Genomic DNA, 20,431 nt, shown 5'->3' with positions numbered 1-20,431 from the left:
TGGTTATTCAACAGGCGTGACAATATATAGATGTTAATAACAAAGAACCTAGACGATATAATATCTAGGCTTGTTTGTGTTTGTGAGTGTACACATGGATAGTATTTCATATTATGAGAATGCTCTTTCAATTGCTGTAATCATTTCTTGTTCATCTGGTTTAGAGTAACGACGTGTTACATTTACATCTTTATGTCCCGCCATTTCAGCCACGGCTGCAATATCATTTCCTGATTTAACAAGGGTACGCACAAATGTATGTCTGAGTGCATGGGGATGCGTTCCATACTTACTAAGCATATGCTGTACCGTTCTAATTGAAATACGTTTACGTTCATTACTGATAAACAAGGCTTTGTTTTCATCTGTCCTTGAATCAAGATATTTACTGATATGATAACGTACATCAACAGCTAGTGGTAAAGAACGCGACTCGCCACCTTTACTTTCGCGTACAATCAATTTCCCTCCACGTTCTGACATAGTTACATCACCACGATTAAGTGAGCATAGTTCAGATACACGTAAGCCACATTGCATCAAAACATACATGATAGCAATATCTCTCAGAATCCCATCCTTTTCAACTTCACGAAGTATACGTTTCCGTTCTAAGTCGCTTAGTGACTTTGGGGCTGTTTGTGTTTGTCTTTGAGGTCGAGTACGCTTAATCCGATCAACTATATCAGGTTGAGAGATGAAACGCGCATAGACACTCAAACAAGCAAACACTTTATCTACTGTTGAGGCACTCTTTCCATCTACCTCCAAATGTTTTATGTAGGCTTGCACATCATATCTCGTTAAGTCATTCAATTCTCCTCCATTGGGTTCAATCCAATTCACAAAAGCATTCATGATTCTCATATATGTACGGACTGTATTCTCACTCTTACCAAGCGCTTGTTGTTCTTTTAGAAAGAACTGTACTTCCACGCAACATTTTTCCATACTTAGCTCCTCCATATCTATTACTTCTACGACACATTATAACTCAATTATTGCGTGGAAGTCAACTTCTACGACACATTGAATATCCATAAATATTGTTCTTTGTTGAAGCAGCCTGTTCAATCAGCACACCATAGATACTTTATGACACAGAGTTAGCAACGTTCTGCCGGACGAAATGGTCAGCAGAAATAACCATCTTGAAATTCAGGACGGTTAGCAATGATACAGGCAAGAAAAGTTTAACGCTGCGTTAAACCCATTGAACAACATAGAAAATATCGAACTGTGTGTTTTATAGATGTACATCCAGTCAATGTTGACGCTGTGTCAACCATATGAGGGTATCGCCAACTTTGGAGACGCTGTAGAGGACGACCCGTATCGACACCCGTATCGAAGCTCAATCGTGAAACTTGGTCTTTTGTGCATAAAACACTTATTCCATATAGCTTTATGAGACATAGTGAAACAAAATTGTGCCTGACTATATTTACATCGTTGCTGTATCGAGAAAATAGCTAAAAGGTAGATAAACAAAGGGATTTTGGTAAATATAGTCAACATCGTAATACGTATCGTACGTATCGAGAAATAATGTGTAAAAAAGCTTGATATATCAAGGGATTATTGTATTTTTATAAATTAAATTGTGTGAAGCTTAAATTTGAAGAATCCTTTATTTATCTATATTTTGTATCGTACCTCAATCGTATCGTCAATCATAACAAGAATCGCGGAGTGGAAGAGTTATAATTGTCATTTTGATATTATCAATTAGAGTATATTTATACCTTTTTCACTCCATCACGCTTAGTCATCATTAAACTATAGCTGAACCTTAATACAATTTGTCTCAAGCTCGAATCATATACGTAATTCCCTCACAGTCATCTCCTCCACTGTCTTCTGCTCACCAGTTGATGGGATAGTGTGTTCCTGTTCAACAAATTCCAGACGATCAATGGATTCTGGTAGGGAGAGCATCTCAAATATTTTACTAACTGGCAGTTGCGACGTCGCATCTCCAAATTGCTCATATGCTTTAATCATTTTTTGTGCTGTTCTGGGAGTAAAATCAACAGTCTTCAACCACTCGTACCACTCACCATGAACCAAATCATTCTCTTTCACATGTTTCAATCGTCGCCCAATCTCAAACACTGACTGACCAGCAATTTTTTTGTAACTCGGTTTAACCGATTTGCTCATCTTTTATTAGTCTGATATACTCCCATACCAAATTGGTACTCAGTGGTGATTTACCTGTGAACCCTCTAAGCTTAAATTAGCAGCTAATACTGAGATTGATTCAGTATTAAATATGGAAACAATCAATATGATAAGAGGATAGGAAATAATTTCTCATCCAATGACAAAGAGGCAAACCAAACTAATTTGGGTTTGGTGTACCTCAAGCTGATATCGCAAATGAAATTGGTGGGTAAAATTATTTGACTCACCACTAAGTTAAACTTAGGACTCATCAAGTTTGGTGATATGTATAAGGGATTAAATTTCGTCCTGAATGATCTAATCATGAATCAATTTCAGTATATAACTCGGTTAAACCGATTTTTATCTCTATATATTCTTACGGCGCAGCTTTGCATAGTCAGATTTGTCACCCTTGAAATTTCAATGACAGGTAATCGTGTCACTTGGTGACATTAGGTGACACGCCAAAGTTGGCGATTGGACGCTGTGTCCAACAGTTGTACGCACCGTTAAACCCAGTCATATCAAGGGATTTGACAGTTTGTCAAAAGCCTGTAATTCGTTTCTTATGTACCATTTCCTGTAATCAGGGCTTTTCTCATCTTGTGAAAAGCCTTAACCCCTCTCAACGAAATAGCTATTAGTCATATACCAAGCCTTACCCTTTACTGTATCCACCATACCCTTCTTGCTGTCCAGAAACACAATCTCCCTGCATTCTTTACATCCCCATTTACTCCTCTTGTACGCTGATTCTTCTATATAAGAAGCTCCACATTTACATTCTACCTGAATCAGTGTCTTATGCTGGCTGTATGCATCTGCTAACTGCTCAGTGATCTTGCTTGTTGCTGTAGGTTGTATTGCTGCTACATGTTCCCTTTGCTCACTAAATTCATTATGTACCTTAAAGTCTGCTACAAGCTCAGGATTCAAACCAAAATGTTCTTTGCCTACTGTTGTTACATATTTACTGCCTACACGATATGATTCTATCCAGTCCTGTATTTGTTTGGTGGATAGATTGACTGAACCTTTGATACCACTGTTCAGCGTGTAAGTCATTGTGTGATGCTGGTTTAGATTCATGTTTAGATCATCATTTCCACTCATTAACGTCAAAATATTTCATTACTTCCGCTTATAAAATACGAATTATTTTTATTATCGAAAACTATTATCCCTACTATTTGATAGTTTATTTTATTTATGGTAGGATATTCCCTGTAAAACAAATCCATAATAAGGATGACATTGGTTTTGTTTTACTATCATAACTAAGGAGTGGTTTTTAAAGTGAAAAAAATGTTGAGTTTGTTTGTTGTGTTTGTATTGTTTCTTGCAGTACTCCCCTTCTCTGCTAATGCTCAAGAAACTAATTCTTCAACTATCAACACCCCCGAAGACTACATTAACTATTTAAAACAAAATAATAGGGGACTTAACTCTAACTCTCAAGGCGGTGACGACCATTCTATCATTCTGAAACAATTCACAAGCTTATCCAATGAAGACCAACAAAAATTTGTAGACTACATGAATAATCCTGAAGCAATTAAAGCAATTTTTGATGCAATGCAAAGTGGCGAAAATACAGACCTATACAATGGAGACATAAAAATAAGAGTAGACGAAAGTAAACTAAAGAATACTATTTCTCCTTTTGCTACAACATATAGACCTTATGCTGAAACAGTCGCTTCTGCATTAGGTATCAATATTATCACAACTCAAGTATATGTACAGTACAGAGTTAGTGGTGGTAAAATAACTGAAATATTGAATGGTGGTGGATTAGTCACCAGAAACTGGTTCCCTGTTGTGAATATCGCCATAAAAGAAGATAAACCATATATAAATTCTGACAAGACTAGAGCTTATCAAACTGCTTACTTCACTTGGAACTTTATACATTCATCACTTGGGGCAGTAGTAGGAGTTGGCACACATACGATTTGGGGCTTTACCGATGGTTCTTACGGTTCATCATTTTCAAAGTCATAAGAAAAGGATTTAACAATGAGAAAAAAAACATATGTAATTATAGGGATAGTGCTTGGCGTACTACTTGTGCTTTATTTATTATCAAGGCTGCTATATAACAATTGGCATAGTTAGCAAAAAAGAAGCGTTTGAGATATTTACTCAGCGCTTCTTTTTTACGATAAGAGAATGATTTTATAATTTAGTTTCAGTCAGCGTTTTAAAATTCTAATAAATGACTCGTCAATCGACATAATAATTCCAGTTACTTCTTTACTAAATTGAGACTCAGTAAACTTATCTCTTCCTTGGCCTTCCTCTTAATACGTCTAATCACACTAAGTTGGCTCCTAATCTCCAGCCTTCTCTCAAGCTCTGTATCCTTCCCTGCTGCCTCTTTCACCAACTGTCTATACACTGATTCAAGCCAGTCCATGTCCATGTTACACAGCCTTTCTGTTGGCCTGAACCAGCAGTTTGAGGTTGATCCATTCATTATTCCAATCCTTCACGTACAGTCTTCCTTTGATTAACCGTCCAGCTTTATACATGTCGTTTGCTCCTTTATTTTAGAATGGTAGCTATATGGAATTTACATGCGTTAATACTTAATTTATTTCAGTATTTGAAACGTTGATTATCTGCCCCTGCCGTTCCCATTGACTAGCTATTGGAACTGTTCATTCCTATAGATCAATCAATGTTTTATGATTCAAAAGCTCGACTCATTGTAATGTGCCTTCGCTTCCAGAACACTTACCTCGTCGAATACACGGTACATCCTTATTGATTACTCGCTGTATCTCAATTTGGTCATAGCCTAAGCGTTCAAGAGCTATAGCGGTATATCCCATAGCACTATTATTTGACCACTCGTGCCAGCCGAGTATAGATGATTGCTCATAACCAGCCTTGTACGCTTCTGACAGTTGTTTCTCTATATCATCCAGCAGATTAATTTGAGTAGTATTGACACCATTGGGAAAGTAAAGGCGTTCAATCTCCATACGTTGTGACATTGGGAATGGATATTCGGGATTGTTATTGTTCATACTCTCGCTTCCTTTCTATGTTCACCTTGCTTATATTTGCGGTTATCTAAATCATAGTTACAGTAAGTGTGGCTCGTTACGTTATAGTGTTGATTATGATGATAAAATGACTCTTTTACATTTGATTACCATAGCTGTTAAAAGCCCCAAAAAGGTTGTATAAGCTTCTATGATGTTATTATCACGTTGTTATGTGATTTAACAGGACAGATTATGTGGTTGTCTCCATCCTGCTATGTATATTGGATTAAGCGAACAATGCGACTTCCGTCATATGTGAGTATTTGCCTTGTTTTAAATATGTGTCATAGATACGTTCAGGATCATCAGTTTCGTATCTATCCATTTTCCAGTCGTGTGCTGGCTCTTGAAACAACTTTTCAAATGCGGCTTTCTTATCACGATAGTAATCATGTGCAAAAGTTGCCTTGTCGGTGTAACCATGAGCGTCAATATCTTCTTTCCTCATTTTCACGATCAAGGATAATGGGAATCGTTCATCTGTTAACCGATTAGCAAATTCGTTCACACGTTCAACAGTTTTAAGCATATACTTCATATCCTCAATGATGATAACCGCTGTAGGCTTGATTTCAAATTCGATGAACAATTGTTCAAATACAGCGTTCATGGCAGACACCTCTTTGTTGTTAGTGGTGGATTGAGTTGGTTGCAGTTTTCTCAGTGCGATTGTCATATATGTATCTTCCCCATTCGGTTTATAATTGTGTCATGTGACACATTAGCAGCCACAAGCCATATTCATAGCTTCATCCTCAGCATGTTCAATGGCTTGAATAAAGGAGATCAAAGGTTCATCATTTTTGTACTGGATAGCCTTCTCAGCCGTACCGTTAGCGTCACGCCATTCCCAATATGCGATGATATCAATGGATTGCAGGAAATACATGGATAGAGCCTCTACGGGATTCACAGTGTACAATTGAATGAACTGTTCATCTGATAGCTGACTATGCTCAAGATATTCGTCCTTCATTTGGTGGAGTAAAAGAAATGTACTTTCAGGATTAACATTTACGATTCTGTTAATGAAGGAATTTCTTCTCTCAACAGTGTTCAGAATAATTTGCATATCAATGCGGATACCTGTTGCTTCAGGAGAAATATTGAGCATATTGATTAGATCATTGACGCTTATATTTGGATTGTACGGTGCTGGCGCAATAATACGAGTCCAGTTGTCGTCATTGCCTTGCTCAAACACTTGAATTGCGTCTGAGACATTCAGGCCAATAGTTTGCCATTTGCGATTTAAGGCGTCTGTTATGTGGTAATAGTGCAGTTCCTTTTCAGTAGCTTCCCCTTCTGAATCCCAAACTTGATTCATGCACACAATGTCGATGATGGCTTGCTTGTTAGCTTTTTTGTTCATTTGGTATCATCCTCCTTGAGAAATTGGTAAAATGGCAATAGCAAAACTAAGGAAGTATAAACACATTCCTTACCCAAACGATATTATTTATCACGATATCGGTATAATAAAATTATCACGACATGGGTATAATGTCAATCTGTTTATGGAGGATATTTGAATGTTAAAGTTTCGGATTAAGTTAAAAGAAGTTCTTAAGGAGCAAGGAATCACACAAAAAAAGCTTGAAGAAATTTCAGGAGTTCCACAATCAAAAATATCCAATTTGTGCAATAACAAATTTCAGGAATTGAATATAAATAACCTTGAGAAAATAGCTAACGCATTAGATATTAAAGACATATCCGTACTGATGCAGTTCGAGGAAACTAAATAATAAGCGTTATAAAAAACAAGGAAGGCTCCCTATATTCGGGTAAGCCTTCAAAATTTCTATTCCCCTCACTTGCTTGTCCTATTAAATCATAATGAACTTGTCCTCTTTTGGCACAAGCTTTCTTGGTTTATTGGAGCCTTTAGGAAACTCTTCAATTTCAAAAATCCCCCGGAAATAAAGAGCTAACTGCTCATTATTTTTACTTTGTTTTCTATTCACATCTTCAAAAAGTTTGATAACACCGGTGAAGATTTGGAGGACCTCATATCCATAGGCACCATCGGACTGATCAAGGCCATTGAAAGCTTTCAGACCGGGAAAGGCACCAAGCTGGCAACGTTTGCGGCCCGTTGTATTGAAAATGAAATTTTAATGCATCTTCGCTCATTGAAAAAAACACGTAAAGACGTATCTCTCCATGATCCTATAGGGACCGACAAGGAAGGTAACGAAATTACTTTAATTGATATCCTCGGCACCGAGGCTGACGATATTGTGGATAAGGTACAGCTCAAAATAGAGAAGAGTAAAATCTATCGTAACCTGGATATTTTGGATGAGCGTGAAAAAGAAGTGGTTATTGGTCGGTTCGGTCTGGAAGCTGGAGGAGAAGAACGTACACAGCGGGAAATCGCAAGAGAGCTGGGGATTTCTCGTTCGTATGTGTCCCGCATTGAGAAGCGTGCGCTGATGAAGCTGTACCATGAATTTTACAAGCAGAAGGGGTAATGGATTCCGCTTCAATAATACCAATTTTGCTATGTATTTTTATTTAAAACGCAAATAAAAGCCTGTAGTGGTTTTCTACACTACAGGCTAAAAATGTTTTACTTCGTCGGGACAAGCCCTCCGCTGTTGGCTCTCTTGGATTGAATTTATTTTCCTACATACTCATCTAAAAAGCGATCTACTCTTTGGAAATATTCAGTAGGGTAATGGTTGATGGCATCGATGTGCTCCGTATTTTGCGGGTACCATACTTCTGCTTTTGGGTTATCTTTTAAGGACTCGTAAATAATTTCTGTATTTTTATAACTAATTTGCTGATCCCCAGTACCATGAATGAGCATAACTGGCTTGTCTTGCATCTTTTTTACCGCATCCATAGGAGATATGGAATCAAGATCAACCTTAAAGGTCCATTTTGCCATCCATGTCGATGTATAGCTGAATGGAAACGCAGGTAAACCTGAAAAGAAGGGCAAACCCTCTCTCAGAAATAGACCAGCATTACGAAAAGGACTATCCGCAATTACAGCTTTGATGTCATCACTTTCACTTGCGGCTAGCAAAGAAGTAGCAGCACCCATTGAAAAGCCGATCACTCCAATGTTATCACCCGTATGGTTTCTGGATTTTAAATAGCTTACAGCTCCTAGCAAATCGTATTTTTCATTGAGGCCCAGTGTAATCAAATCGCCATCAGATTTACCTTGCGAGTTGAGGTCAAATGCCAATACATTGTAGCCCTTCGGAACGAAATGCTCTACTAACTTTGGGGTCCGCCCTTTGACTAAACGATTGCTCGTATATCCATGGACGACAATAATCGTCTTATTACTTGCTTTACCAGAAAGACCACTTGCAGGGAAGAAGGAACCTCTAATCGTATTATCATTTTTCAAACTCTTGAACTCGACCTCTTCGTAAGGAGTTTTATCGATATTCAATCCGTAGCTGACGTTAGTGTCTCTAGGATGGTGCAACAAGGTGTCTACTACTTTATAAGATATAAAAAATACAAGAGCCAACACAAGCAAAAACGCGATCCCTAGGCTCCATAACATTTTCTTCCGTTTTTTCACACGAACGTTAAATGTCAGATCCGATTGTAATGATGTTTGACTCATTCAGACTCCTCCAGTTTTTCTTTAGGTTGTATGGGTGCGAACAAATAAAAAGCATGCCCCTTCAGATTTTCCCACTCGGGATGATGAATAATACTTTCTCCAAGAGTTAAGCCCACTCCATTAAAGAAAGAGATATAGGCACGAGAGATCATTGCTGGAGAAAAGCTTTTGTTAAATTCCCCCATTAACTGTCCCTTGGCATAGACGCATTCGATTGCATCTGTCATTACCTTAGTACTTTCAAGGACCTTCTGTGTAAGTTCAGGGAATCTTATTCGTTGTCCTAAGACAGATTGAACAAGCCGCAATTCATTTGTATATAAGTAGATATAGTTGAATTGTTCTGCCACCATGTTCTTAATCAATACGCCCGGCGTCCCCTCTTGTTGTAGACAAGCAAGCGATTTTGCCTGAATATCAGCAAGCGGCTCAAGGACAGCTGCGTAGTATAAAGCTTCTTTGCTAGGGAAATATTGAAAAATGGTTCCAGGAGTCACTCCCACACTCTGCGCAATGATAGCCGTTGTGGTATTTGAATATCCACTTTCTGCGAACAGGACAACAGCTTCTTCTAGGATACGTTTACGCCGCTCCAGTCTTTTTTCTTCATTGATGGGTCTTGCCAAATGTATTCCCCTCTCTTTAAACTAAACTTTAATTAATTAAATGATTGATTATTTAATTAATAATGTATCTTAAATTACGACTTATAGCAAGAGTAAATTTAATTGTTCCATTTTATTGTTATGAGTACACGAGGATTGCTTATATTGTATGTGTCGTCATCCACAGCATTCCAGCAATAACTGTATATACAGCCTTGCGCTCATTTGCGAATTGAGGCAATCCAGTGCTATATCTAACCCGGATTTACTTCCGTCCATTTGAAGCTATGTAGACGACAATCTCTACCTGTTGATGAGTATTGATGTGTTTTTTCTGGCAGTCGAAATATGTATTTTAGTATAAGGTAATACATTTATTGAGAGATTCATATGAATGTATAATGATAATTTCAACCATATTAAATAATTTAACTAATGGAGGAAATCCAACATGACAAAATTTAGTCAGAATCCAAACGATTATTCTTTTTCAATTGATCCTGTCGTTATAGCAGAAGAAAATGTTTCAACTAATGGTGATACCAAAAATACTTTTCCAAAAAATATTTTAATTGATAATAATCTTTCTTGGGAAAGCAGCTTAAGCGGTAGAGGTGGAGAAATCATTTTCAAATTAGATGAAGGCAAAACGATTAATGATATCCTCTTAGCTCAGCCAACCTTTAAAGCGTTTATCCTAACGTTTTCTCTTCATGGTTCTAACGACGGAGAAAACTGGTTTAGATTAGGTGCAGTAGAAGCAGTGCCAACTACTGCAAAAACGACTTACCAATTTAGTAATGAGATTCCTTTTCAATATTATAAAATAACTGTACTTTCATCTGGTCTGAACAATACAACAACCTATTATGGTGTACGTTATATTCAGTTAAGAACCGCTTCAATCAATGGCGTTCCTGCCTATAGAAATTCCAGTTTAAATCCCGCAATTGCGGAATAAAAATCAATGTGAGCCTACTGCATCAATTCCTATATGCACATATACAAAAGAGGGGCTGGCTCATGCCACCCCCTTCTTTTTATTGAATTTTTTGAATCATGTTATAAATCATTTCAGCCGCTTCGGCGCGTGTGATTACCTGTTTTGCACGGAAGCTTCCATCTGGATAACCTTGTACTAAATTCATTTCGGTTAGACCCAGTACATCTTCTCTGGCCCATTCCACAATTTGAGAGGCATCTGAGTAGATATTGCTTTCTTGTTGTGGCGTAGCCTTGATAACGTTGTTCACCATTTTAGCCGCCTGCTCCCGGTTAATAACGCGATCTGGAGCAAATACCTTATTACTAAATCCATGAGCGACCTGATCTTTAATCGCTGTTTTTAGTAGATCAACATACCACGCTGATGGATTGATATCCTCGAAGCTTAAAGCCATATCCGTTTCGAGCGGTAATTTCAGGGAACGGACGAGCATCGAAGTGAACTCCATACGTGTTACAGGTCTGCTCGGCTCAAAAAGGGTTTGGGTCATACCCTTCACTACCCCCATATCTGCAAGGGCATTAATCTTATCTTTATTAAATGCCCGTTCAATGTCACTAAAGCGATTGGGCTTCGTTTCGACTGAAGGTGCTTGAATGGTTGCTGTTTCAGTCAACTCCTCAGCATCGGGCTGAATCGGCTTAACGATCCCCCCACCTCCTGCTCCACCGCCTGAGGCTGAGGCTTCAGTACTCCCCGTTGTTTTACCGTGGGCTTGTTTTGCAGTGGTACGCATTCCTTGGGTGTTTTCTGCCCAAAGCTGAACAGCATACGATTGTTTCTCTTTAAGCTGACTCCAAATAAAGCTTCGATCCTTACCACGATATAATTCTGCTTGCCCTTCACTGGTGAGCACGAAAATATCATTTTTGTGCTTTGATTCCCAGTGGATCATAAACTCGCTATTCGTCGTCTCCGTTTTCGAAAACGCAAATTCTGGAGATGGTAACGTTTCTACCTCGCCCTCTGTCTGTTTACCTTCACCGCTTGTGTTAACCGGTTTGACGGTAATACGATACACCGTAGAGCTATCCAAGCCATCTACCTTAAAATTAGAGTTGGCCGTATGACCGATAAGCAGCCCATTTTGGTATACATGGTAGGTATCTGCACCAGGAGCTTCTTTCCACGTCACTACCAGATCGGTATCTGTTACATCTTTAAATGTCAGCTCATGATCTGGTATTGGGCTTGGGAGCGCACGATACGTTAATGGAGTCCACTCACCTGCGCCCGTTGTATTGACAGCTTGAATGCCAAACGAGTACATCGTACCCGGTTGGATACCTGAAAGCTTAATACTACTATCCTTGGTATCTACGATTTCACCAGTATCTTTCCGAATTACAGCATATTGAGAAGCATTTTTGATTTCATCCCAGTTCAGCAAAATCTGTCCATTCCCTAGCTCTGTGACTTTGACGTTTTGCACTTGAGGTGGAAGCGTAAGCAGCTCTTCCCGTACGGGCTGACCGAACCCACTATCATTACCGCTGCTCACCTGAAAATCGTATTTTTTCCCACCTTCTAATCCGGATACGACTACACGTGGTTCCGTGCTGTAATAATCCTGGCTATTAATTGATACTTTGTATTTGGTCTCCCCATCGACTGGGTCCCAAACAATCGCGGCATCATGCTCCCGAACCTCTACCGCTATAAGTCGTTCAACCAATGTGGGTAGTGTTAACACGTTGATAGTTGTATCCTCACCTTTCCCACTTCGATTGTAGGCCCGGATTCGAATATTTGCATTCCTACCTGCGGGCAATCCATCAAAAGTATAGACATGGCTTCCCCGGGAAAGCCGCACATCTGGCTCATCATTAACATTCAAGATGTATCCGTCAGCTCCCTGCACATCTTGCCAATCCACACTGACAGAATATACATCATTCCCTACACTCGCCAGCGTGGTTACCCGATCAGGTAATGTGATGACCCTCAAATGAGCATAATCTCCAAAGCCTGTTGCATTTTCAGCGGAAATGGAATAGTCATACTCCGTTCCTGCCTGAAGTCCGTCATCAGCGAATTCAGTATACACATCCTTATAAACAGATGCTTTGTCCCGCTCCAGAGCATAGTATGTCGCCGTGATTACACGATTCCATTTCAAGTCGATTCCATCGTCCTTCACGGTTACATTTTGGAATCCGCTTGGGCTATCTGGCAGGCTTAAAAAAGACACATGCTTGGCCGCACCCTCTCCACTGGCATTCATAGCTGATACAGAAACATCGTAAAATTCACCCGGCTTCATCCCCGTAATTGGATTATACACATCCTGTGTAACAGTATCCTTAAATATGACTTCCCCTGTACTAACATCTGTTGCTGTAATCTTATAGTTGTCAGCTGAAAGCACTGGCGTAAAATCAGCCATGATTTGTGCTGAAGTACGCGAAATGGTTCGTAATCGGATCTGATCCGGGGCATCAGGTAACGTTAACACACGAACCCGGTTGGAATAAGCATTGCCTCCCACGTGATTACTGGAACGCACTTCATATTCGTATGAACGCCCTCCCTGTAGCCCTGTGTCTGTAAAAGAATTTGTCGGATGCGTAACATCCCAAATCTCATTCGTCGTTAAATTTCGGATGGTATAGACGTAACCATCAGCAAGGCCCGTCGGAAGAGTCCATTGCAGATCGACCTCTGTATTTCGTACGGATGACGCAGAAAGCTCAGCCGGCTGAGGCTGCTTCTGAATGCGAAGTGCTTTGCTGACTGTTTCAGAAATGTTACCCGCCTGATCTTTCACCTTGGCATGAACATACCATTCACCTTCCTTTGAAAGGTTCATCTGAATTCCTGTATCAGCAGCTGTATCCCAAGCCTCGGGTACGTCAGGGCTGTTCGTGATTTTATATTGCATCGTAGCTGGTTCGATCCCCGAATGCTCGTCAGCATATCGTATCCCCACCTGAATACTCGTATCCTTCCATTCACGCGAATCCGGTGTAAGCTGGATCGTCGGGCGTTCCAAATCAATATAAGATGTTGCGAACACCGGATCACTCCGATTTCCAGCCGCATCCACAGCTTGAGCAGTCACTTTGACGATGCCAGAACTATTTAATACTCCCGATGAACCAGGAACATAATGGCCAGAGCCTATTTGATATTCATAATGTACTGCTGAACGATCCGTTCCTCCCGAAATAGCAAATTGCACTGGCTTATTGGTGTATCGAGTGGGCATCGTCACCTCGGAGAACGTCACCTCCGGGGGCGTTGGTCTGGTCCGATCAATTATGACCGATTGAGTCACGATTGGACTAGGCACGTCCAGATTATTGATCGTCCGTGCTGATAGCTCGTACAGCCCTTCTGCATTTAATGTAAAAACGCCATTATATGTCTGCCATGCCCCTGCTGAACTCAAACGATACTGTGTCATCTTGATTCCATTGACAGGATCACTTCCTGAATCAATGGCAATATTCACATTGTTGATCGTTGGCCCCGCCTCGCTAGCTCGGATAGCAGGAGCAGTCGGACCCTTTTTATCAATAGTGACTTCCTTGCTTACTTCCTGACTCACATTACCTACGTTGTCTATGGAGCGGGCATAAACCGTGCTTTTGCCATCTTGATTAACATGGAATGCTCCACCATAGTCTTGCCAACCTTGATTGACAACGCCCGTCACGCGAAATTGTGTATGGGCCAGCCCAGAATAATCGTCCGCTCCTGGCTGCAATGTAATGGTATAGTCATTACTGTTACCCGTTGCACTTATGATCGGTGGCGTCGGTGGCATTTTATCTATCCTGACATTCCCGGAAGAAAGACCACTATACTGGTTATTCACGTCCACAGTCCGGGCATAGATTGTATTTACACCATGATCATATACAGTAAAGGGTCCTGTGTACTGTTGGAATGCTCCACCATTTAGGCTGTATTCATAGTATTTCAGCCCTTCAGGCGCCACGTCTCCATTGATCCATACCGTTACAGGTCCTTTGGTCCATCCCGTACTTGCTTGGCCCTCAGCTCCTGCATTAATCTGGGGTAGTTTGGGCATCAGATCTGATTTGGGGATGACACGGACTCCAAACTTGGATATTTCATTACCAGTCTGCTGGTTAGTACCCATAGCTCTAAAATACCGAATATCTTTTAACGTAATAGAGTCTGTGATCTCTACCCATTTCCCTTCATAAGAGCTACTGGCATATAATTTTGTGACATTGGTCCATGTATATAAATTCGTTCCATTAGGCTGCCAAGTGTTACCCGCTGCTGCATTAGATACAAATATATTAGTATGGTAAGACCCTTCGATATAAACAAAAATCTTATAATCCGACGTCTTAATAGATTTTCCAATATCAACAAAACGTTCTGTCGGCTGCACCACACCCTCACACTTATATCTTGCCGAGCCCATACCGGTATAAACTTCAGTGGCTCCTACTCCATTTCCTGACCAGAACCCCCAACCGTCACCCCCGTTAGGTAGATTATTTTGGCAAAAAGGTCCACCGATGATCTCTTGGGTAGCAGCTGATACTCTATCTGGAAATATAGGAAAGGCAGTTAACATGATCATTACAGCTAAAAATCCATATGCCCACTTGCTATACTTCCTTACCTTTCGCTTATTTTTTGGATACATACATTTCTCCCTTGCTTTATTTTATTTTCAAAGAGTTTACAAACTCGTTTCGGCTAAAATAAAAAAAGCACCCCAAACGAAGGCGGTTAAGCCTAAGTTTGAGGTGCTTCCTCAAAGTAACGAGTATGTTTTGAAGTTATTATACTTCGTTCTAAACGTAATGTAAACAGCACGACATCATTTAAAATTCATACATGCTTGTATTGCACATTATTCCACATCTCGGGATCAGCCTTGAAGCCTTAATGAACGTGAACGCCCAAGTTCCGAAAAAAGCCGCGCAGGTTCTGACTGTAAGAGTCCTGCATAGCGGAAGATTCCTTAAGAATATTTTGCATACTGTTCATAAATGCCGAAGCTGAAGTCGTATCAGCCTTGTCAAACCGATTCTCTATTCGCGTGTTATTTAGAAATTTCGCAATCTCTCCTGCACGTTCCTTATATTCCTCAATCCATTTAGGGTTTTGAGGAACCTTTTGTGCAAAATCTAGCAGCTGACTCAGTCCATTCCCCCCACCTTTAATGTCATTGATGAATGATGTATACCTTTGGGGGTCAGCCTGCTTCATCAATTCCGACATTTTGACGTAATCCTCAGGGGCACCTAGCGGACGGTCTATTGGAGTCGTGTAACTAATATCTCCGGTCTCTGGATCAATGGATCGTGTCAAAGCAATAGCAGCTATCTGGTTCATGGTTTCCAAAAACTCTTTGGCCTTGTCACCTTCCATATAGTGGTCTGCAATATACTTGGATTGGGAAACTCCCATCTCCAGTAGCACGGTTCGCTGGCTCTCATCTGTTACTGTACCATTGACGATAAAATTGGATTCAATCATACTGTACACCGCATTGGACACTTCTTCTGACTGACCTTCTAAAACCCGGTTTAATGCATCATTGATCTGGGTTGTACCGAAATACTTAGCAGACTGTGATACAATAGCTCCTTCAGCCAGCTGCCTACCTGTTTCGCTAATCTCTACGGAGTCTTGGATAACCAAGTCGGAGCGTTTTCCCTCATAAAGCTGGGGGGATTGGGCTTGTTTATCTTCCAAATTTATCCTAAAGCTACTAGTGTTCACAACGGCTCGTTGCATTCTAAGGGGCTCAAAATTCATTTGATTTCCTCCTGTCCTTTGGTAACAGGCACTCTAAGTCGTATGTATAATGTAATGTGACCCTGTTTCTATATATATCGGACAAAGCATATATGGAATGAATATATGCTTTGTCCTAAAAATGAACAAGTATTAAAGCAGTTAATCAACCGCCATAAATACTGTAAGCGAAGTGATATACAATATCTGTGTCTATAATCGAAGTACCCCTAACCTGAGCAGCTACCCCTGAGAGATCAAAATAGTGTGTAAAACTGATTGCTCCGGACAAGTATTCCGCAATACTTCCAGTTGAATGAGGCAGGGAAACGGTAACACTAAAGGCCCCATTCTGATCCGTATAGGCTGTGCCTGTACGAGTGCGATTGCCGCTGCCTTCAGTCCAGTTCTGATTCAACCATGTCATATCAACAGGCGCATTTGCAACAGGATAATTATCAGTTGTAGTAACGACACCCTTCACAGTAAAATCACTGGTTCCATTAACACGGTAATGACGACCGTAAGAATAGGTTGGGTAGTCATTAGGGCCATTTTTAGAAGAGTCGTAACCGTTAATTACAATTTTTCCAGCCCGAAGCACCGGTTTAAGTGTTAGTGTATACAAATGGTCAGCTGAGTACTGATTGGTTGTGTATACTCGTACATAGTAGGTTCCAGTATTCAAAGAAGCATTGTGATTCGTTTGCGGAAGAAGCACCATCTGGTTGCCGCTGAGAGCTCCATAAACTTCCGCTTTGTAACCGTAGCTTTCCGAGGTACTATCCAGCTTTACATTTAATGCATCATAATTGCGGCTCGCAGGGATCGTGATTTGATACCAGTCGTTATCAATGCCTGAATGGATGGAACGTGAGTTAAGGGAAGATCCGCCCGTACTAAAGGTAAAGTTATAAGCATGAAAAGCGCTCTCATCCGGCTCGTATGCATCGTAGCTGGAACTTGTATCGACAGTCAGATAGAAGGGAGCATTAATGCTAGATCCCTTCTTGGCATGAACTGCAATCGCATAAGCCATTTCCGATCCGATAGCGTTGCGCGCTCCTACGTTTTCGGGAAGTGATGCAGCCCCCTGTTCATAATTGTTAAAATAAGTACCGTAGGTAGAAGCGTCTATTGGATTGGGCTTGATGTCACCTGTCGTCATATCAAACTCATATAAGTATAAGTCATAGTCAAGCTGTGCTGAAAATGGTCCGTCCAGCTGAGCCTGCAACAATTCGCCAGGCTGCAAATAGATCGGATATAAAAATTGTGTACCTCCCTCTTCCGTAATCGTACCGGAATACGTAGCAGAAGAAGCTGTGACTGCCGCTGGGCTTGCTTTCAGCGAAGGAACAGCTTCTTTTTTCAATGAGGGTGTCTCTGGTGTCTTGAAGTTGAGATTTTCCTTCATGGCATATACCGAAGAAGTGATACTGTCAGGCTTGTCTGCCCGCGTCAGCTGCTTAATGACGTTTTCATTTGCAGCTGTTAGCTGAACATCAGACTCCGCTTTAATGGCTTGGTCCGATCCCCCATCTGTGCTTTGACTCGCGTTCGCAGTCAACCCAAAAGCGAACAGGAGCATCGTGCTTAGCATAACTGCCATCGCCTTTTTGAACCTCTTCATACTGAAATCCCCTCTCAAATGGTTTAAGGAATTCCCGCTATTCCCCGGATAAACCAGGGTAACTTCTAGGCTGTATGGCTCTATCATAAAACACTTCTGGTACTAATGGAATATACTGTGCAAAAAAAACATAAAGAGCCGCCTTTTTCGAAAATGGAAAGCCTCAGCAAGCCATTGCGAACAAAAGCGACTCTTATATATTACTCTACTACGTTAAAAAATGATTAATTTCTAAGACTGTAAGCAAAAAGATAAATTATATCCGTTGCACTAATCGAGGTGCCGTCGACCTGAGCCGCTACCCCTGTAAGATCATAATAGTGAGTAGAACCAATGTCACTCAAATATTCTACATTTCTTCCTGTAGATTGTGGAAGGGAAAGAGTCACACTGAATCTCCCGTAATCGTTCGTATACGTAGAAGCCGTTCTGGTACGGTTACCGCTGCCCTCGCTCCAGTTCTGATCCAGCCAAGCGACAGTGACAGGCGCATTAGGAACCAGTTGACCATCCGTTGTTTTAACGACACCATTCACGATCAGGCTGCTGCCTCCGTTAATACGATAATGACGACCGTATGAGTAGGTTGGATAGTCATAATAGCCATTGGAGTTATAGCCGGTAATTTCGATTTTACCAGCCTTGAGTACCGGTTTCATGGTTAGTGTATACAAATGGTCGGCTGAATACTGACTTGTGGTGTACACTCGCACATAGTAGGTTCCCGTATTCAGGGAAACGTTGTGATTCGTTTGCGGGAGAAGCACCATTTGGTTGCCAGTGAGCACCCCATAAACTTCCGCTTTATAGCCGTAGCTCTCCGAGGTACTATCCAGCTTTACATTTACAGCATCATAATTACGACCTGCTGGGATCGTGATTTGATACCAATCGTTATCTATACCGGAATGGATGGTGCGGGAGTTAATTGAAGAACCTCCGTTGTTAATTGTAAAATTATAAGCATGAAATGCGCTCTCATCCGGCTCATATGCATCATATTTGGAGCTTGTAGCCACAGTCAGATAGAAAAGATCATTAATACTTGACCCCTTCTTGGCATGGACTGCAATCGCATAAGCCTTTTCAGATCCAGTCGTGTTGCGGGCTCCTACATTTTCGGGAAGTGATGCAGACCCTTGCCCATAATTGTTAAAATAAGTACCGTAGATGGAATTGTCAATGGCATTGGGATTAATGTCACCTGTCGTCATATCAAACTCATATAAGTACAAGTCATAGTCAAGCTGTGCTGAAAACGGTCCGTCTAATTGAGCCTGCAATAATTCACCGGGCTGCAAGTAGATTGGATATAAAAACTGTGTACCTCCCTCTTCCGTAATCGTACCGGAATATGTAGCGGAGGACGCTGTCGCATTCGCTGATGCTGACTTTGGACTTGCTTTCAGCGAAGGGGTAACTTTCTTTTTCAAAACAGATTTCTGTGGTGTTTGCAAGTTGATATTTTCCGTGATGGCATACACCGAATCTGTAATGCTTGCGGGCTTGTCTGCCCGTGTTAAATCTTTAATAACGCTTTCTTTTTCAGTTGTTAGCTGAAAAATGGACTCCGCTTTAATCGCCTGTTCCGTTTTACCCTCTGTGCTTTGACTCGCGTTCGCAGTCATCCCGAAAGAAAGCAGGAGCACCGTGCTTAGCAACAGCGAAGTTGCCTTTCTGAACCTGTTCATACTAAAAAATCCCCTCTCGAATGTTTTACTAAATTTCCGCTATTCCCCAGATACATCTGGAAAACTTCTATGCTGTCTGTCTCTATCATAAAGCAATTCTGGTTCTAATGGAAGATACTTCTTCAAATATTCTTATTTGTAATCCGTGATAATTTTGTCACCGCTTTTGGAACTATGCCTGAGGCAATGGACAAAGTACTGAAAATCCTTGTCTACTTTTTATCCTAAAAATCACGACGAAAAAGGCTACTCTAATTAAAAGGGAGCCTTTTTTTGAGTTTCAAGCTAAAAAACTTGAACACATCTTGAGCGCACATAATGCACCTTTCGTAAAATACGTAAAAAGTTATGGCTCTTCGCTATACTCCGTGGCTAAAGTTACGTTTTCTAGACTAATAGAGCGATTTGACATGGAGCCTCTGCGGGCATGAGTACTCGCGAAAGCCGCGAAGCATAAGGACTTCGCGTTGCTAACCAGCTTATCATGCCCGCCTCTCCATATAAAATCGCAGTCTCTTTACCCCATTCGATGTATATAAGTTGAACTAAAGATTAGAAAACTATGGTAAGGATTTCGTTGCTACATGTCGAAGTAATATAGACAATGACTTTAGACAGGCAGGGGAATTTAATGGACCATTCAGCATCCTTCCAAGAGATCCAAACGGCGATGAAGCAAGCCAAAAAACGTCGGATGTACGAACGATACCAGACGCTGTATTTGTATCTACAAGGAACAGAAGTAGAGCAAATTGCCCATACCATCAACCGAAGTGCAAAAACCGTAAAAGGTTACATTCAAGCGTATGAAACAGGAGGGCTTCCAGGTCTTCAAATGAATCATTCGCCAGGTGCGCCTGTTCGATTAACCCCAGAACAACAAGAAGAGCTGAAACAGACGATCGTGAACTCGGTTCCGCACGATGTGGGCTTTACGGCGCGG

At 40.9% G+C, this 20,431-nt stretch carries 17 protein-coding genes; 5 read left to right on the top strand and 12 right to left on the bottom strand.

What is annotated here, in order from left to right; genetic code table 11:
• Positions 1–111: 111 nt before the first annotated feature.
• From ACIFO6_RS15075 to ACIFO6_RS15065, 3 genes are all read right to left on the bottom strand, one after another.
• Positions 112–951, bottom strand: a complete 840-nt coding sequence (locus ACIFO6_RS15075; RefSeq protein WP_430041527.1) for a tyrosine-type recombinase/integrase — start codon at positions 949–951, stop codon at positions 112–114.
• Between the two features lie 867 nt (positions 952–1,818).
• Entirely contained in the window at positions 1,819–2,163 is a 345-nt protein-coding gene (locus ACIFO6_RS15070) for a DUF3102 domain-containing protein (protein ID WP_430041525.1), read from the bottom strand.
• A 621-nt stretch (positions 2,164–2,784) separates the two neighbouring features.
• Positions 2,785–3,258, bottom strand: coding sequence for a hypothetical protein (locus ACIFO6_RS15065; RefSeq protein WP_430041524.1), 474 nt, complete (start codon positions 3,256–3,258; stop codon positions 2,785–2,787).
• A gap of 207 nt (positions 3,259–3,465) precedes the next feature.
• Here ACIFO6_RS15065 and ACIFO6_RS15060 point away from each other — a divergent pair, with 207 nt between their 5' ends.
• Complete coding sequence (locus tag ACIFO6_RS15060; RefSeq protein WP_430041522.1) at positions 3,466–4,173, top strand: hypothetical protein; 708 nt, start codon at positions 3,466–3,468, stop codon at positions 4,171–4,173.
• A 704-nt stretch (positions 4,174–4,877) separates the two neighbouring features.
• Here the strand turns inward: ACIFO6_RS15060 and ACIFO6_RS15055 are convergent.
• From ACIFO6_RS15055 to ACIFO6_RS15045, 3 genes are all read right to left on the bottom strand, one after another.
• Positions 4,878–5,204, bottom strand: a complete 327-nt coding sequence (locus ACIFO6_RS15055) for a hypothetical protein (protein ID WP_430041521.1) — start codon at positions 5,202–5,204, stop codon at positions 4,878–4,880.
• Between the two features lie 247 nt (positions 5,205–5,451).
• Entirely contained in the window at positions 5,452–5,901 is a 450-nt protein-coding gene (locus ACIFO6_RS15050) for a hypothetical protein (RefSeq protein ID WP_430041519.1), read from the bottom strand.
• Between the two features lie 45 nt (positions 5,902–5,946).
• Positions 5,947–6,597: a hypothetical protein gene (locus ACIFO6_RS15045; RefSeq protein ID WP_430041517.1), complete on the bottom strand. Its 651-nt coding sequence runs from the start codon at positions 6,595–6,597 to the stop codon at positions 5,947–5,949.
• Between the two features lie 160 nt (positions 6,598–6,757).
• Here ACIFO6_RS15045 and ACIFO6_RS15040 point away from each other — a divergent pair, with 160 nt between their 5' ends.
• Together ACIFO6_RS15040 and sigK are read left to right on the top strand one after the other, a co-directional pair.
• On the top strand, positions 6,758–6,973 hold the full coding sequence (locus ACIFO6_RS15040; RefSeq protein WP_430041514.1) for a helix-turn-helix domain-containing protein: 216 nt from the start codon (positions 6,758–6,760) through the stop codon (positions 6,971–6,973).
• Positions 6,974–7,159: 186 nt separating this feature from the next.
• A complete protein-coding gene (sigK, locus tag ACIFO6_RS15035; RefSeq protein WP_430041529.1) occupies positions 7,160–7,702 on the top strand; it encodes an RNA polymerase sporulation sigma factor SigK in 543 nt (180 codons plus the stop codon).
• Between the two features lie 146 nt (positions 7,703–7,848).
• Here sigK and ACIFO6_RS15030 read toward each other — a convergent pair whose 3' ends face one another.
• On the bottom strand, positions 7,849–8,823 hold the full coding sequence (locus tag ACIFO6_RS15030; protein WP_430041512.1) for an alpha/beta hydrolase: 975 nt from the start codon (positions 8,821–8,823) through the stop codon (positions 7,849–7,851).
• On the bottom strand, positions 8,820–9,449 hold the full coding sequence (locus ACIFO6_RS15025) for a TetR/AcrR family transcriptional regulator (protein ID WP_430041510.1): 630 nt from the start codon (positions 9,447–9,449) through the stop codon (positions 8,820–8,822). The genes ACIFO6_RS15030 and ACIFO6_RS15025 overlap by 4 nt, the downstream gene beginning before the upstream one ends.
• Positions 9,450–9,879: 430 nt before the next feature.
• Here ACIFO6_RS15025 and ACIFO6_RS15020 point away from each other — a divergent pair, with 430 nt between their 5' ends.
• Positions 9,880–10,389, top strand: a complete 510-nt coding sequence (locus tag ACIFO6_RS15020; RefSeq protein ID WP_430041508.1) for a discoidin domain-containing protein — start codon at positions 9,880–9,882, stop codon at positions 10,387–10,389.
• Between the two features lie 79 nt (positions 10,390–10,468).
• Here ACIFO6_RS15020 and ACIFO6_RS15015 read toward each other — a convergent pair whose 3' ends face one another.
• From ACIFO6_RS15015 to ACIFO6_RS15000, 4 genes are all read right to left on the bottom strand, one after another.
• Positions 10,469–15,064, bottom strand: coding sequence for a fibronectin type III domain-containing protein (locus tag ACIFO6_RS15015; protein WP_430041506.1), 4,596 nt, complete (start codon positions 15,062–15,064; stop codon positions 10,469–10,471).
• Positions 15,065–15,306: 242 nt separating this feature from the next.
• The gene (locus ACIFO6_RS15010) at positions 15,307–16,185 is read right to left on the bottom strand and encodes a hypothetical protein (protein ID WP_430041504.1); all 879 of its coding nucleotides are present in this window, start codon (positions 16,183–16,185) and stop codon (positions 15,307–15,309) included.
• Positions 16,186–16,330: 145 nt separating this feature from the next.
• Positions 16,331–17,797 carry a hypothetical protein gene (locus tag ACIFO6_RS15005; RefSeq protein ID WP_430041502.1) on the bottom strand — a complete coding sequence of 489 codons (1,467 nt, stop codon included), beginning with the start codon at positions 17,795–17,797 and terminating at the stop codon, positions 16,331–16,333.
• 224 nt (positions 17,798–18,021) lie between these two features.
• Positions 18,022–19,488: a hypothetical protein gene (locus tag ACIFO6_RS15000; RefSeq protein ID WP_430041500.1), complete on the bottom strand. Its 1,467-nt coding sequence runs from the start codon at positions 19,486–19,488 to the stop codon at positions 18,022–18,024.
• A 631-nt stretch (positions 19,489–20,119) separates the two neighbouring features.
• On the opposite strand from ACIFO6_RS15000, the gene ACIFO6_RS14995 reads away from it, so the two are divergent.
• The coding region (locus ACIFO6_RS14995; RefSeq protein ID WP_430041498.1) for a helix-turn-helix domain-containing protein at positions 20,120–20,431 on the top strand (312 nt) is incomplete at its 3' end.

Origin of the sequence: Paenibacillus sp. NRS-1781 (assembly GCF_050467745.1) — a bacterium.
Taxonomy (GTDB): Bacteria; Bacillota; Bacilli; order Paenibacillales; family Paenibacillaceae; genus Paenibacillus; species Paenibacillus terrae_A.
This window is presented reverse-complemented; position numbering and strand designations above follow the sequence as displayed.